Below are 14475 nucleotides of genomic sequence, written 5' to 3' on the forward strand. Positions count from 1 at the left end.
CCCCAATCCCCAACCTTGGGGGAACGCTGCCCACCGCCGGCCGCTTGTGAACCCTCCTGCTGAAAACCTCCACCCCCTGCGCCACAAGGCCTGCAACGCAATATTCAACTGTTGGCACAGCTCTTGCCGATCTCCTCCCAGACGCCCCAAGTCCATGGGCCCGTTTGCAGGAGGAATTGACTCATGCACCGACCGATACCCCACCCGCTGGCAGTGGCGATTTTCGCCGGCATGCTCCAGCTTCCGGCGCAGGCTGCCCTGAACGCTGTCGATCCAGGCGCCTACGTCCCCGCCAACGGCGGCTTCCCCGCCTGGTACCAGGACAGTCACGGTCGAACCCTCGACCTGTGCCTGACCAAGGCCGTCAGCTCTCGGGTCGCCGGCGCGCCCGGCGCACCGTCGTACATGTGCACGCTGCTCCCGACCCCCGGTGTGTTCGACGATACCCAACCCATCGTCTTCCCCACCAACTTCCCTGACGAGGCATTCTGGTTCACTGCCGACGCCGCCATCGCCGACGCCGCCCGCGGCATCAACCTCAGCTACGGCACGGCAATCGAAGCGGCATTCGCCGCCGAAGAGCCGGTGGAGGGTGACCAGGTCAGCTTCGCCCGGGTGCGTATCCGGGTTGATGTCCCTACCGCCGGCACCTACGTGGTCACCCACCCCTACGGCGTTGAAGTGTTCGATGTCCCCGCCGCAGGGCGCCGTGCGATCAACATGACCCGCGACATCGGCATTGCCGGCGCAGGCGACTTCACCGGTGCGCTGAAGGGCGATGTCGGGCCGTTCCTGCGCAGTGTCAACGGCCCCTACACCGAAGGTAACGAACGCTTCATCGGCGACCCGAACCTGGAAGAACGGGTAACCGGCAGCCCGTTCAACACCAACTTCGTCCGCATCGAAGGCCCTGGCGGCATCGACCTGCGTACCGAACTTTTCGCAATCTCCGGCAAGCTCTCGACTGTCGCCCTGCCTACCCCGCTGATGCCACAGCGCAGCACCTACTCGCGGCATACCGAGAATGGCGACCTGCGTGCCCAGCAGGACATCTTCGTGATGGCCCCGCCGCCGCCTGCCAGCGTAACCCTGACCAGCCAGACCCCCAACCTGAGCCTCACCGAGGCCAACGGCACCGGCGCCTGGTACGCCCAATCGGCGCTGAACCCGGCGGCCGGCACCCTCCTGACACTCACCGCCGACAACAGCGTGGCGATTCCGACCAGCAGCCTGACCACCCATAACGTGCCGCTGACCGACCTGGTCACCATCACCCAGGCCCAGTACCGGCTGTCCACCGGCGAGCTGACCTTGGTGGCCAGCACCAGCGACGAAACCACCCCACCCGTGCTCACCGCCCATACCGGCAACGGTACGTTGATCGGCAACCTTGGCGGCAACGGCGCGGTGAAGACGTTGAGCATGACCGTCTCACCCATCCCGCCGGCCAAGGTGCAGGTCACCAGCGCCAATGGGGGTAGCGATACCGAAGACGTGGTGCTGGTGCCATGAACAGACAAAGGCTCAGCCTTCAAGGAGGCAGCATGAACACTTGGTCGCGCCGTGCGCTGTTCGCCGCCGGTTTTTCCCTCACCGTTACCAGCGCTGCCTTTGCCGCGTTGTCTGAAGTGGACCCAGGGCCCTACACCTTCGCCACCGGTGGCTACCCGATGTGGTACAAGGACGGCCTGAACCAGTCCCTGGAGCTGTGCCAGTCACGTGCCACCAGTACCCGCGTACCCGGCACCCCGGCCGCACCGTCCTACATGTGCACCCTGCTGCCGGAACCCGGCATCTACGACGATGCGCTGCCGCTGGTGTTCCCGGACAACTGGCCGCCTGAGATGTTCTGGTTCCTGGCCGAGGCCACCATCCCTGCCGTGGGTAACAGCGGCTATGAACTGGATGCCTATGTCGCAGGCCTGGAAGCGGCCTTTGCCGCCGAAAACCCGGTGGACGGCGACCAGCAGAGCTTCGCCCGCATCCGTATTCGTGTATCGGTACCCCGCGCAGGTGTGTACACCATTACGCACCCTTACGGTGTCGAAACCGTCAACGTCACCTCGCCCGGTCGGCGAGCGATCAACATTACCCGCGACATCGGTATCGGTGCGCCGGGGAACTTCACCGGGGCGCTCAACGGCGCACTCGGGCCATGGCTGCGAGGGGTTGGCGGGCCTTACACCGAAGTCAACCCGGACACCGGCGCCACCGAAACCTTCATTGGTGACCCGAACCGCCCAGAAGCCGTGGTGGGCAGCCCGTTCAATACCAACTTCATCCGCATCGACGGCCCGCCCGGTCGCATCGAGACTGCGTTGTTCACTGTCTCGGGCAAGGTGCTGGACCAACGCGCGCAAACCCCGGTCACCCTGGAGCGCGCCACCTACTCGCGCAACGGCAGCGGCACCCGCGTGGAAGTGTTCGCCAAGGCCCCGAAAGAGGCCAGCCTGTGCATGCGCAATGGCCTGGCGCTTATCGGCACGCCGCCTTCGCCCTGCCAGTTCAACCTGACGGCGGACAACAATGGCCTGTTCTTCAGCCAGCAGCTCAGCCAGGCCGTGCCGCCGGCGGTAGTGGTGGTCACCGCCAGCAACAGTGCCGCCGGCACCCAGCCGACCGCGCTGTCAAGCAAGCTCACCGACGTGGTCAAGGTCAGCACCGCGCGCTATGACTGGGCCAACAAGCGCCTGCTGATCGAGGCCAGGTCGAGTGACGAGGTCACCATCCCCGACATGCTCGCCCAAGGCTATGGCCGCCTGTCCAAATCGGGCACGCTGCAAAGCCTCACGGTCAACGATGTGGCGCAACCGCCAGCCACCGTTACGGTCAAGTCTGCCCATGGGGGTAGCGACGTGGAACCGGTGATCGTGGTCGGCAACGCACCGGTCGAGGCGGCCAACCAGCCACCGCTGGCCCAGGCCGACGTTGGCAGCACCAGTGTCGGTGTGCCGATTACCCTGAACCTGCTGCAAAACGACAGCGACCCGGACGGCAACGTTCCGCTGACCATCAGCGACCTGACCCAGCCTGGAACCGGCCTTGGCGGCGTGGTGCTCAACGGTACCACCTCGGTTACCTACACCCCGCCAGCCGGGGCCACGCAACCGCTGGTGGCCACCTTCAGTTACCGGGCGGTGGACGCCAAGGGGCTGAAGTCGGAACCGGCCACGGTCACCATCAACGTCGCGCCTAACCAGGCACCGACTGCCAACCCGGAAACCGTTGCCACCCTGGGCGTGCCATTGACCATCAACGTGCTGGCCAACGACACCGATCCAGAAGGCAACGTACCGCTGGCCGTTGCTGGCGTCACCCAACCGGCTGCCGGCCGAGGCACAGTCAGCACCGACGGCACCACGGTCACCTACACCCCACCGGCCACGGTGACCACGGCCTTCACCACCACCTTCACCTACCAGGCCCGTGACTCGCTGGGGGCGCTGTCTACCCCAGGCACGGTCACCGTCAACGTATCGCCACGGCCTGCCGCCGAAACCTTCGCGGTCACGGCAGCCACCGTCACGGCGCGCTCCAACAACCGGTACAACTGGGATATCAGCGGTACCTCGTCGGTGACCACGGGCAACGTTGTCACCGTCCGGGTCACCACCACCACCGGCGTACAGACGCTGGGTACCGCCACGGTGCCGGTGAACGGCCGCTGGCGTCTGGCAGTGAGCAACAGCACCACGATCATCCCGACCGCCGCGCCGACGGCAACCATCACCACCAGCCCGGGTACCACCCGCACCGTCAACGTGGTTGTGCAGTAAAGGCGGGGGAAACGCCATGAAACGCCTGTATCCACTGCTGTTCAGCCTGGCCCTGGCGGGCCAGGCCAGCTGGGCCGATGACCTGATGGACAATGCCGACCTTGCGCCCGGCAACGACCTAGGTGACCCGGTGATCATCCGCCTGCTACCGGTCGGTGCCGGTCAGGCTGCGGTGATCGAACAGCAAGGGTCGGGCAACCGCGCCGCCCTCGACCAGAACGGTCAGGCCCTGTTGGGCCGCATCGTCCAGGCCGGTGGTGCGCAAGAAGCGTACATCCTGCAAGAAGGTAATGACCTGATGGCCAGCATCAGCCAACAGGGAAATGGCAACAGCGCGTCGATCCGCCAAAGCGGCAGCAGCAACAGCGCTGCCATCGAGCAGATCGGCAACGACAACAGCGCCAGCATCGTGCAGTCCGGCTCGGGCCTCAACAGCTCCGTGACCCAGGCCGGCAATGGCCAGCATGTTCAGATCACCCAATACCGATAGACCTGGAGGCACCACCATGTACAAGCTCGCTCCGTTAAGTGCCGCTATCGTCCTGGCCCTCGCAGGTCAGGCCATGGCTGCTGACAGCACCTCGTCCCAGACTCAGGACGGCAAGGAAAACATCGCCGAAGTCACCCAGACCCAGGCTTCCTTTGCCTCGGCCACCCAGAACCAGACCGGCAAGGGCCACAACCACCTGGCGGTGCAGACCGAAAGCACCAGCGATATCCAGCAGAGCGCCACTGGCCAGTACAATGCCGGCTACGCCGAGCAGTTGTTTGAAAATGGCAGCCAGATCAAACAGCAGGCTTCAGGCAGCTACAACGACGCCTTCGCCAGCCAGTCGGTTGGGCTGAACAACGAGTCGCTGCAAACCCAGCAAGGCGTCGGCAACAAATCCACGGTATGGCAGGACAGCCAGGAAGGCAGCAAAGCTACCACCTGGCAATCTGGCCAGCGCAACGAGGCCTTCATCGAGCAAACCTTCGGTGGCCTCAACAACCGCAGCACCGTCAACCAGACCGGCCAGGACAACTACGCCGCCGCCGAGCACCTGAACCATGTCGATGGCGACATTCAGGTCTACCAGGATGGCCACGACAACTGGGCCTATGGCGACCAGCGTGAAGGCACCGGTGGCACCATCGGCATTGGCCAGTACGGTGGCGGCAACTCGGTGGAGGTGTGGCAGGACAACCAGATCGGTAGCCAGGCCTCCGTGACCCAGACCGGCCAGGCGAACGAAGGCTATATCGACCAGAGCTTCGGTACCGGCAACAAGGTCAGCCTGTCGCAGCAAGGCAATGCCAACGCCAGCTGGTCGGATCAGTTCGAGACCAACAACGCGACCGCCACCATCACCCAGACCGGCAACAACAACCTGCACTTCACCTACCAAAATGGTGAAAACCTCAACCTGACCATCAATACCAAAGGCAATGGCAACAGCATCACCGCCAGCAACTGGAAAGGCGCCAAGATGGGCGGCCAGTTCGGCACCAACCAGAACGCCACCATCAACCAGACGGGCAATGGCAACGGCGTCAACCTGACCCAGAAGGGCGCTGACCAAATGGCCACGCTGACCCAGACGGGTAAAGGCAACCAGATGCAGACCAAGCAGGATGACGTCAACAACGAGCTGTACTTCGAGCAGAACGGCACCGACAACATCCTGATCGCCGACCAACGCGGTACCGACAACTATGCCTACGGCAACAGCCAGGGCACCGGCAACTCCATCACCCTCGACCAGTCCGGCTACGCCAACCAAAGCTACACCAACCAGCTGTACGGTAGCGGCAACGAAGCCACCATCAAACAGACTGACAGCATCAACGTCGCCTACGTGACCCAGGGAGGCCAGGGCAACAAGGCGTTCGTCGACCAGAGCGGTATCGCCCAAACCGCCACCATCACCCAGCTGGGCAGCGCGAACCTGGCCACTGTGACCCAGAAGTAAACCTCTCCCCCTTGAACCGCGGTGCTCCTCTCCCTGGTGCCGCGGTTCCTTTTTTGATACCCCAACCCTTGGCATACTTTCGCTCCGCCTGGGGAGCTATGCCGGCCTCTTCGCAGCACAAGGCCGGTCCTACAGCAATTGCATCCATCGGGATACACTGGCTACACATCACACATATGCAGCCCCTCATGATCCAGTCCGACCTCGACCTGTTCGGCCCCCAGCCGCAACGCCTGGCCAGCCACACCGTGCTGCTGCCTGGCTTCGCCCTGGCCGAAACCGAGGCGCTGCTCGACGCCCTGCGCCCAGTGCTGCGTGCCGCGCCGTTCCGGCACATGCACACCCCGGGGGGCCTGCGCATGGCGGTAGGCCTGACCAATTGCGGCTCGCTGGGCTGGGTGAGTGACGAAGGCGGCTACCGCTACAGCCCCAGCGACCCACTCAGCGGCAAGCCCTGGCCCGCCCTGCCCCCGGTTTTGCTCGCCCTGGCTGCCCGAGCTGCAGCCTTGGCTGGGTTCGAGGGTTTCGTGCCAGATGCCTGCCTGGTCAACCACTACTTGCCGGGCACCCGCCTGAGCCTGCACCAAGACCGCGATGAGCAGGATTTCGGCCAACCGATCGTGTCGGTGTCACTGGGCTTGCCGGCGGTGTTCCTGTTCGGCGGTCTGCAGCGCGCCGACAAAACCCAGCGCATCCCGCTGAGCCACGGCGATGTGTTGGTTTGGGGGGGCATAGACCGCTTGCGCTTCCATGGTGTGCTACCGATCAAGCCCGGCACGCACCCGCGTCTGGGTGAGCGGCGTATCAACCTGACTTTGCGCAAGGCGGGTGCCTGAAGGGTCTGCCCTCCCTCATCGACGTCGAACAAGATGAACGTACATGAAACACATTGAACATCTTGGCCAGGCAAGCTTCAAACGTTAAGCCGCTCTCTCTTCAGTCTGGAGCTCGCCATGCCCTACCCGCTCAATCCTTCAAGCCTGTGCAACGGAGCCACGCACCCATGAAGATGCCTGGCCGTGCACCCAATGCCTCGCTGCAGCTCGATTACGTACGCGACACCCTGTTCGGCCCGGTGGCGCAGAGCGTGGAATGCCAATGCCAGCTCGCCGCCCTCAACCTGCAAGGCCGCCCTGGGCTGCGCCTGCACATTTGCCCACCGCTGCCTGACAAGGTGGACCGTGCGCATAGCGTGGCCTTCGTCTGGGATGGGCGAAGTTACCGTGGTGTGGTCCGCGACCAGGGCAAATGCGGTGACGGCGGCCTGAACTTGCTGCTGGAATTGCAGTAAGCCGATCAACGGCGGCCAACCCGGCTGAACCGCCTGGCCGCAGCGTGTCTCCATAGCTAAAAGGCCCATGCCTGCTGGAGAACGCCATGAACAGCCCGTTGCTCAAGCTATTCACCCACCCCGCCGACGCCTGGCTGGATATCCGCCGTGCCGAGGAAGACCACCCACAGCAATACCTGCCGCGCCTGTTGGCCCTGGCACTGGTCCCTGCGGTGTGCCTGTTTGTCGGCACCACCACCTTCGGCTGGAGCCTGGCGGCTGAGGAGCGAGTGCGCCTGAGCATGGGCAGCGCCGCGCAACTGGCGGGGCTGCTGTATGCCACCACCGTCGTGGGGGTGATGCTGATGGGGGTGATGATCCGCTGGATGTCGCGCGGGTTCGATGCACAGCCCAGCCTGAACCAGTGCATTGGTTTTGCCGCCTACTGCGCCACGCCGTGGTTCTTTGCCGGGGTGGTCGGCCTGGTGCCTATTCGCTGGCTGGCTTTCGCCGCGCTGCTGGCTGCCTCTGCCTATGCCAGCGTGTTGCTCTATGGCGGGTTGCAGACATTCCTGCGGCTGAAGAAGGAACAGGCGATGCTGTTTGCAACCTGTGTCTGGGGTGTAGGGTTGTTGCTGCTGGTGAGCATGCTGGTGGCGATGATCCTGTTCTGGTTCAACGGCCTGATGCCAGAGTACGTACGCCCGGCCAGCTTGGGCTGACCGGGGCACGGCGGGCGCCCTCAGGCCATCGACCTGAGAGGCGCCGGGTGGTTGTCACGTAGCGCATGAAGCTGCCCCACCAGGTTGACCAGGTCACGGCAACTGTTCAGGTTGTGCAGCGAGACCCCGCTAAGGGTCACACTTTGATCGAGACTCTGGCCCTGACCCAGGCGGATGGTCAGGTGGGCGCCATCCAGGCAGCTGACTTCACAGCGATCCGGCAGGCACGCCTGCTCGATCATCTGCCGCATTTCTAGCATCGAAACTCCTATCAACGACATGGTACGACCCTCTCTGTGCGATGGCCTGTTGTGTGGAATTACGCCTTTGTCGGGCGGGGCGCCAATTGATATTGCGCATGCCCGGGCAGGCGTCCATGCGCCGGGGCAATGATGATGCGGGGAATCCTCTAGCACCTTAGTGGAAGATCCTGCGCATAGGCCGTGCGTTCGAATGCAATGACCGACTTAACGACGAGTGGTCCCTGCCGGCCCCAGCGAGGCCCACAAGTGCTGCGCCGCATAAGCCCGCCACGGGCGCCAGTCCAGTGCCCTTTCGGCCAGTTGCGCCTCGTCGCCCTCAAGCAACCGCAACGCCTTGATCAAGGCTACGTCACCCAGCGGCAAGGCATCAGCGGCGCCGGCCTGACGCAGCGCCAGGTAGTGGGCGCTCCACGGCCCGATACCCTTTAGCCGGCACAGGTTGCGCAATAGCTCATCCAGCACTTGCCCGCGACGCAGCAAGCCGGGGTCGGCCAGCAAGGCGTTGGCCAGGGTGGCGAGGGTGGTGGCGCGCGCGCTCGGCATGCCCATGTTTTCGAACTGTGCATTTGCCAATGTCGGTAGAGCCGGGAACACGTGGCTCAAGCCCGGTGCCGACAGACGCAGCGGGGCGCCGTGGCGTTGCACCAGCCGGCCCGCCAGGGTCATGGCGCCGGCCACGCTGATTTGCTGGCCAAGTACGGTACGCATGGCTTGCTCGCAGGCGTCCCAGCCTTGCGGCACACGCAGCCCCGGGCGCGCCTTGAGCAGGCTTGCCATCAAAGGGTCGCAAGACAGCTCGGCGCTGATGCGTGCAGGGTCGGCGTCAAGGTCGAAAACCCGCCTCAGCCTGGCGATCAGGCCGGGCAGCGCGTGTGAAGGCGCGCCTTCAAGGCGAACGCGCAGGTGTTGGTTGGTCATTGGCGTCGCGTGCAGGACGGCGTGGTGGCCAGCAACGATCAGGGTGCGGCTGTAGGTGCCGTCGTGGCAGGTTTCGATGCCGGGGATACAGCGGGCGGCTAGGAAGCCCAGGGTCGAGGGCCAATGATAGGGGGCACGGTAGCGCAGCCACAGGGTGTGGTGGCCGGGGGTGGGCAATGATCGGCGCACGGCGTGCTGTCGAGTGAGGGTGGGCATGGGTGGATCATGCCAGAAAACCTTGAGGGTCAAGCCATGTACAAGCATGCCGGGGCTGCTTTGCAACCCCGGCTTTTTCAGGCAAGGCTCAGTGCCGAGCCCCTTCCCGCTCATCCTGCATCTGCCCAAACCGCCCGGCATGGAAGTCATCGAAAGATTCGGCGATCTCCGCCTGGCTGTTCATCACGAACGGGCCATAGCCGACGATCGGCTCATCGATCGGCTCACCGCTGAGCAGTAGCACACTGGCACCTTCCAACGCCTCGACACTGACATCCTCACCCTCCCGGTCAAGCAACACCAGGCTGGCCGGGCCTGCCTCGCGCTCGCCGTTGATTCGCACGTTACCACGCAGCACCACCAGCGCCGCGTTGCGGCCGGCAGCGACCGGCAGTTGCAAGGCCGCGCCAGCATTCAACCGCAGGTCCCACACATCCATCGCGGTAAAGGTCCGAGCTGGCCCCAGGTGCCCACGGTAGTCGCCCGCAACCACCCGCAAGCTGCCGGCGTCACCGTCCAGCGTGACCACCGGGATGTCGCTGGCCAGCAGGGTCTGGTACCCAGCCGCCGCGCGTTTGTCCCGCGCCGGCAGGTTGACCCACAGCTGGACCATTTCCAGCGTGCCGCCACTGCGGGCGAAGGCCGGAGAATGGAACTCTTCATGGATGATGCCATTGGCAGCCGTCATCCACTGTACGTCACCTGGGCCGATCAAGCCGCCAGCACCGGTGGAATCACGGTGCTCCAGTTCACCCTGGTAGACGATGGTCACGGTCTCGAAACCACGGTGCGGGTGCTGGCCCACCCCACGCCGTGCAGTGGTGGGGGTGAAATCATGCGGGCCGGCGTAGTCCAGCAGCAGGAACGGGCTGATCCGGCTGGCCAGGTTGTCGTAGGTGAACAGGCTGCGCACCGGAAAACCATCACCCACCCAATGGGCGTGGGGGCTGCGGTGGATACCCAGAATCTTTTTCATGAGAAGGCTCCTCTCTTGGCTGGGATAACCTTATCAATGATGCCAATGCGGCGGTAGCTGGCTCATATGGCATACATCGTTCCACCAATAGGACACTGAGCCTGTTCAGAAAAGCATTGCGTGCAGGATTGGGTGGCCTGGATACTGGGCTGCGAGCCATTGCTCAAGCCCCTCGGAAAATGCCTTGCCTACGATGGAAATTTCTCGATAGAGAGGATCTGTCCGTGCGTATTCTGGGCTCAGTGAGTCCAAGCGACGACGATTTTCCAGTGAAGATATCAAGTCCAGGAACAAGGCATACTGCTCTAGCAACTGCCCAGTATGGGGGTTTGACTGTCCCAGCATCGCAACGCGTTGTAGCGGTGTGAATGAAAGCCAATGGTCGAGGCGTTTAATCTTTTCACTGGCCGGTAGACCATGGGCCTCGGCAATCACCACGATCCCTCCCAGGTAAAGCAGCTTGCGAGAGAACTTCAGCTTGATGTTGCGCACGCCCCAAGCCTTGCCTTCAGCCCGCTTTTCCTCGAAGTTCGCCATCATGCTGCGGTAATACCGAACCACATCATTAAGCATGAACCTGGGCAACCCTGTTCCTTGGTCGCTTGCCACATACCGGCACAGCAACTCAGTTCGCCACCGAGTGAAACTCTCATCGCCAAACAGTGGGCGGCCTTCCAGCAGGAGCAGCATTCGTCGGGTGAGCGCCGTATTGCTTTCCTGCTTCCATCCAATGTGGTTGCTCAACTCCGAATAGAGTGAAAGCGCGCCCTGACCAAACTTGGACTCATCGCTCTCACCCGGCCAGCTGAGCGGTCGAACCAGGTTTTTGACTTGATGCAGTACGTCGAGCAGCCGGGCCTCAGACATGCTGCCGTCATGCACGATGAAAAAATCGATGTCCGAAATACGCGAGACCTCGCACCGCCCGTAAGACCCCACGACAACAACAGAAACGGGGGCTTGCCTGACCAGCGGAGCGAGGGCGTACTGCATGGCCTGGCGCAGCGAATTGTTTGCCTGCCAAGAATGATCGAAGTGCTTTTGCAAACAAGGGTGTTGTGAAAAGGTCGTGGTAATCATCGTTGCAGGCTCAAAAAAGCATCACCTTACTGATGACATTTCTCCGCTACTGCGTGGAAAAGTTATCCCGCAAGCCCCTCCAGTAGGAACCTTTTCACTTCGCTGGAACAAAGCTCGGGGTCCTCTTGCATGAAGCAGTGCCCACCGGGTACCTGGTGGCCGGTCACCTGCGGGTTGATTGCCAGCAGCCGCTGTACGGAGTGCGGTACGAAGGGGTAGGTACGTTCGCCATACATCACCCGCGTGGGGGTATTGATCGCCGCCAGGCTTGCCCACATGCGCTTGGGGAACGAACTGAAAATTTCCACTTCACGGCTGGGCCGGCACTTGAGCACCACTGCCTCGCCACAATCGCCGATGGCATGCTCGACATAGGCCTGCAACGCCGCATCGGTCCAGCCTTTGAAAATGCCACGCCCCTGCAGCGAAGCCAGCGCGGCTTCGCGATCGGGCCAGTGGCTGCGGCGGCTGGCAGCCTTGCGCGCAAGCGCATGGCGCTGATGCAGACCAACCAGGGCTGCCGCCCCCATCACGCCAATCATGCGTCGGCTGAACAGCACCGGGTCGAGCAGCACGGCACGTGCAAACAGTTGCGGCTCGCTGGCCAGGATCAGCCCGGTAAGTACGCCACCGAAGCTGTGCCCTACAGCAAATCGAGGTACGTCGCCGTACTCGCCACGCCCTTCCTCAAACGCTTCAACGGCTAGCGCAGCGGTACGGTTCCAACCACGAAACACCCCACCGTGGTCACTGTCACCATGCCCTTGGACATCGCAAAGCCACAGGTCGAAATGCTCACTCAAGCGCATCAACAACGGCTGGTAGGCCAGGCAACAGAAGCCATTGCCGTGCAGGAAATGCAGCAACGGCTTGCCGCTGGCCGGGGTACGCCAGCCACGCAGGGTGAAGCCTTCGGCACATTCGTGGGACCAGGGGATCAACTCCATCAGTTGGCTGTACTCGCGAGGCTAGGAAAACGCTGATTCTACAAACAGCAGTGGGTACAGTGAAATCACCAGCAACACGGCCATCAGGACATTGAACAGCATCAGCCAGCGCGGGTTCTGCAACAAGTTGCGCAACGCGCTGCCGAACATCACCCACACACCGACGCTGGGCAGGTTGACCAATGCAAACAAGGCGGCGATGACGATCACGTTGGTCACATAGCCTTGCGCCGGCGTGTAGGTGGTAATCGCCCCTACCGCCATCACCCAGGCCTTGGGATTGACCCACTGGAACGCCGCCGCGCCCCAGAAGCCCAGCGGTTTGCGGGCACTGGAAGAGGCCGTCCCGACCGGCCCGGAGGTGGCAATCTTCCAGGCCAGGTACAGCAAGTAGGCCGCGCCTGTATAGCGCAGCACCGTGTACAACGGCGGCCAGGCCTTGAACACCTCGCCCAGGCCAAGGCCTACGGCCAGCACCATGACCATGAACCCGACGCTGATGCCCAGGGCATGGGGGATCGAGCGGCGCACGCCGAAGTTCACCCCCGACGCCAGCAACATCGTGTTGTTGGGCCCAGGGGTGATGGAAGACACGAAAGCAAATAGCACGAAGGCAGTCAGCAGGTCGGCAGAGGCAAGCATGGCGGGCATTCCACTTTCTTCTTAGGTACTGTCACACTACCGGAGTCGCCCTACCCTGCGACCGATACAGTTACATTAAATTATTTAGATACACACCACTGTACCGCTAACCCGGATCAAGGAAGCCGTCACCATGAGCCTCATCATTCGCCCTGCCGTTCGCACCGATGCCGAGCAGATCCTGGCCTTCATCACTGAACTTGCCGATTACGAGCGCGCACGCCACGAGGTGGTCGCCACCTTGGCGGATATCGAGCACAGCCTGTTCGATGAGGGCAGCACAGTGCACAGCCTGATTTGCGAGCGTGATGGCCGGGCGATTGGTTTTGCCGTGTATTTCTACAGCTACTCGACCTGGCTCGGGCGCAATGGCATTTACCTGGAAGACTTGTATGTGACACCCGAGCAACGTGGCGATGGCGCCGGGCGGCAACTGCTTCAGCACATTGCCCGCGAGGCGGTGGCGAACCAGTGCGGGCGCCTGGAATGGAGCGTGCTGGACTGGAACGAGCCTGCGATCGGTTTCTATCAGAAGCTGGGGGCCGAGGCGCAGGATGAGTGGGTGCGCTACCGCTTGGATGGGGAGAAGCTGGCGGCATTCGCCCAAGGTTGATCACGCGGGTTACACGGACGGTGCTGTGACAATCCTGCCAATGAGGATTATTCTTCCAAGGTATGTCCCACCGCCCCAATATGTGAGCGCCGAATATGAAAATCGATGACATGGACGCCTTCGTGGCGGTCATCCGCTGCCAGTCGACCAACCTCGCCGCCGAGGCCCTGCAGCTGACTCAACCGGCCATCACCCGCCGCGTACAGAACTTCGAGGAAGACCTGGGCGCCACCCTGCTCGACCGCAACACCAAGCCTCTCAAACCGACCCCCATGGGCCTGCGCGTGTACGAACAGTGCAAAGCCATTTTGCGCGAGATCGACTCGCTGCGCGAGCTGGTGGCCAACGACGGAGCGCCTTCCGGGACCCTGCGGCTGGGCGTGCCGCAAACCCTGGGTGATGTGGTGCTGCTCGATGCCCTGGCGCAAATCCGCGAAACCTACCCGGACCTGCGCACCCAGGTCACCAGCGGCTGGGGCAGCAGCCTGATCGCGCGCATGGAAAATGGCGAACTCGACGCTGCCGCTGCGCTGTTCCCGCCGGGCAAGATCTTCCCCGAGGGCATCGCCAGCCAGTCGATCGCACGCATGCCACTGCGGGTAGTTGCAGCCAAAGGCAGCACCGGCAAGCGCAGCCTCAAGCTCAAGGACTGCTACACCCGTGGCTGGGTGCTCAACCCCGATGGCTGCGGCTTCCGCGCGGGGCTGCAGCGCGCCCTGAGTGAACAGGGGCTGAGCTTGTCGATCAACCTGGAGACCTTTGGTACCGAGTTGCAATTGGGGCTGGTGGCCAATGGGCAGGGGCTTGGCCTCGTGCCTGAGCCGTTGTTGCAGAACAGCCGCCATCGGGACGCGCTGGATGTGGTCAATGTAACGGACTTCAAGCCCCAGGTGGATTTGTGGCTGTTCCACCCGCGCTACCTGGGCAACCTGCAGGAGCCGGTGGAGCTGTTTGGCCGGGTGGCCGGGCAACAGTTGTGTGGGTGAGTGTAAAAACGTGGCGCAGTTCACTGTCTAGGAGACGCCTCATGTTCCCGATGGGCTGCAATGCAGCCCGATTAAATACCAGTATTGCATAACAACTAACAACTTTAATTCATA

Annotated in this window: 15 protein-coding genes; 9 read left to right on the forward strand and 6 right to left on the reverse strand. The window is 62.9% G+C overall.

The features are described from left to right. Positions 1-183: 183 nt before the first annotated feature. The 7 genes from DM807_RS08660 (at position 184) to DM807_RS08690 (ending at position 7720) form a co-directional block, all read left to right on the forward strand. Positions 184-1512: a hypothetical protein gene (locus tag DM807_RS08660; protein ID WP_012272193.1), complete on the forward strand. Its 1329-nt coding sequence runs from the start codon at positions 184-186 to the stop codon at positions 1510-1512. 32 nt (positions 1513-1544) lie between these two features. After that, positions 1545-3776 (forward strand): Ig-like domain-containing protein, encoded by a 2232-nt coding sequence (locus DM807_RS08665; protein ID WP_012272192.1) that lies wholly within the window; start codon positions 1545-1547, stop codon positions 3774-3776. Positions 3777-3792: 16 nt separating this feature from the next. Continuing rightward, positions 3793-4266, forward strand: coding sequence for a curlin (locus DM807_RS08670; RefSeq protein WP_012272191.1), 474 nt, complete (start codon positions 3793-3795; stop codon positions 4264-4266). Between the two features lie 16 nt (positions 4267-4282). After that, complete coding sequence (locus DM807_RS08675; RefSeq protein WP_012272190.1) at positions 4283-5728, forward strand: curlin; 1446 nt, start codon at positions 4283-4285, stop codon at positions 5726-5728. Between the two features lie 188 nt (positions 5729-5916). After that, positions 5917-6564 carry a DNA oxidative demethylase AlkB gene (alkB, locus tag DM807_RS08680; RefSeq protein ID WP_041166487.1) on the forward strand — a complete coding sequence of 216 codons (648 nt, stop codon included), beginning with the start codon at positions 5917-5919 and terminating at the stop codon, positions 6562-6564. A 167-nt stretch (positions 6565-6731) separates the two neighbouring features. Further along, on the forward strand, positions 6732-7019 hold the full coding sequence (locus tag DM807_RS08685) for a hypothetical protein (protein WP_012272188.1): 288 nt from the start codon (positions 6732-6734) through the stop codon (positions 7017-7019). A gap of 86 nt (positions 7020-7105) precedes the next feature. Then, the gene (locus DM807_RS08690) at positions 7106-7720 is read left to right on the forward strand and encodes a Yip1 family protein (protein ID WP_012272187.1); all 615 of its coding nucleotides are present in this window, start codon (positions 7106-7108) and stop codon (positions 7718-7720) included. A gap of 20 nt (positions 7721-7740) precedes the next feature. On the opposite strand, the gene DM807_RS08695 is transcribed toward DM807_RS08690, so the two are convergent. From DM807_RS08695 to DM807_RS08720, 6 genes are all read right to left on the reverse strand, one after another. Continuing rightward, the gene (locus DM807_RS08695; protein ID WP_060494088.1) at positions 7741-8001 is read right to left on the reverse strand and encodes a DUF1652 domain-containing protein; all 261 of its coding nucleotides are present in this window, start codon (positions 7999-8001) and stop codon (positions 7741-7743) included. 186 nt (positions 8002-8187) lie between these two features. After that, a complete protein-coding gene (locus tag DM807_RS08700) occupies positions 8188-9117 on the reverse strand; it encodes a DNA-3-methyladenine glycosylase family protein (RefSeq protein ID WP_179027273.1) in 930 nt (309 codons plus the stop codon). A gap of 88 nt (positions 9118-9205) precedes the next feature. Further along, a complete protein-coding gene (locus tag DM807_RS08705; protein ID WP_060494089.1) occupies positions 9206-10093 on the reverse strand; it encodes a pirin family protein in 888 nt (295 codons plus the stop codon). 105 nt (positions 10094-10198) lie between these two features. After that, positions 10199-11173 carry a nucleotidyltransferase domain-containing protein gene (locus DM807_RS08710; protein ID WP_012272183.1) on the reverse strand — a complete coding sequence of 325 codons (975 nt, stop codon included), beginning with the start codon at positions 11171-11173 and terminating at the stop codon, positions 10199-10201. Between the two features lie 62 nt (positions 11174-11235). After that, the gene (locus DM807_RS08715; protein ID WP_012272182.1) at positions 11236-12120 is read right to left on the reverse strand and encodes an alpha/beta fold hydrolase; all 885 of its coding nucleotides are present in this window, start codon (positions 12118-12120) and stop codon (positions 11236-11238) included. 21 nt (positions 12121-12141) lie between these two features. Beyond that, on the reverse strand, positions 12142-12771 hold the full coding sequence (locus DM807_RS08720) for a LysE family translocator (protein ID WP_176729475.1): 630 nt from the start codon (positions 12769-12771) through the stop codon (positions 12142-12144). A 124-nt stretch (positions 12772-12895) separates the two neighbouring features. Between DM807_RS08720 and DM807_RS08725 the strand changes: the two genes are divergently transcribed. Both DM807_RS08725 and DM807_RS08730 read left to right on the forward strand, forming a co-directional pair. After that, on the forward strand, positions 12896-13375 hold the full coding sequence (locus DM807_RS08725; RefSeq protein WP_012272180.1) for a GNAT family N-acetyltransferase: 480 nt from the start codon (positions 12896-12898) through the stop codon (positions 13373-13375). A 95-nt stretch (positions 13376-13470) separates the two neighbouring features. Further along, a complete protein-coding gene (locus DM807_RS08730) occupies positions 13471-14361 on the forward strand; it encodes a LysR family transcriptional regulator (RefSeq protein ID WP_012272179.1) in 891 nt (296 codons plus the stop codon). Positions 14362-14475: the final 114 nt, after the last annotated feature.

Origin of the sequence: Pseudomonas hunanensis, from assembly GCF_013393325.1 — a bacterium.
GTDB lineage: Bacteria > Pseudomonadota > Gammaproteobacteria > Pseudomonadales > Pseudomonadaceae > Aquipseudomonas > Aquipseudomonas putida_P.

Excerpts from the sequence above, each read along its gene's own strand:
- DM807_RS08695 (WP_060494088.1), bottom strand. The coding sequence starts at position 8,001 with ATGTCGTTGATAGGAGTTTCGATGCTAGAAATGCGGCAGATGATCGAG.
- DM807_RS08725 (WP_012272180.1), top strand. The coding sequence starts at position 12,896 with ATGAGCCTCATCATTCGCCCTGCCGTTCGCACCGATGCCGAGCAGATC.
- DM807_RS08730 (WP_012272179.1), top strand. The coding sequence starts at position 13,471 with ATGAAAATCGATGACATGGACGCCTTCGTGGCGGTCATCCGCTGCCAG.
- DM807_RS08715 (WP_012272182.1), bottom strand. The coding sequence starts at position 12,120 with ATGGAGTTGATCCCCTGGTCCCACGAATGTGCCGAAGGCTTCACCCTG.
- DM807_RS08710 (WP_012272183.1), bottom strand. The coding sequence starts at position 11,173 with ATGATTACCACGACCTTTTCACAACACCCTTGTTTGCAAAAGCACTTC.
- DM807_RS08700 (WP_179027273.1), bottom strand. The coding sequence starts at position 9,117 with ATGCCCACCCTCACTCGACAGCACGCCGTGCGCCGATCATTGCCCACC.
- alkB (WP_041166487.1), top strand. The coding sequence starts at position 5,917 with ATGATCCAGTCCGACCTCGACCTGTTCGGCCCCCAGCCGCAACGCCTG.
- DM807_RS08690 (WP_012272187.1), top strand. The coding sequence starts at position 7,106 with ATGAACAGCCCGTTGCTCAAGCTATTCACCCACCCCGCCGACGCCTGG.
- DM807_RS08670 (WP_012272191.1), top strand. The coding sequence starts at position 3,793 with ATGAAACGCCTGTATCCACTGCTGTTCAGCCTGGCCCTGGCGGGCCAG.
- DM807_RS08685 (WP_012272188.1), top strand. The coding sequence starts at position 6,732 with ATGAAGATGCCTGGCCGTGCACCCAATGCCTCGCTGCAGCTCGATTAC.
- DM807_RS08660 (WP_012272193.1), top strand. The coding sequence starts at position 184 with ATGCACCGACCGATACCCCACCCGCTGGCAGTGGCGATTTTCGCCGGC.
- DM807_RS08665 (WP_012272192.1), top strand. The coding sequence starts at position 1,545 with ATGAACACTTGGTCGCGCCGTGCGCTGTTCGCCGCCGGTTTTTCCCTC.
- DM807_RS08675 (WP_012272190.1), top strand. The coding sequence starts at position 4,283 with ATGTACAAGCTCGCTCCGTTAAGTGCCGCTATCGTCCTGGCCCTCGCA.
- DM807_RS08705 (WP_060494089.1), bottom strand. The coding sequence starts at position 10,093 with ATGAAAAAGATTCTGGGTATCCACCGCAGCCCCCACGCCCATTGGGTG.
- DM807_RS08720 (WP_176729475.1), bottom strand. The coding sequence starts at position 12,771 with ATGCCCGCCATGCTTGCCTCTGCCGACCTGCTGACTGCCTTCGTGCTA.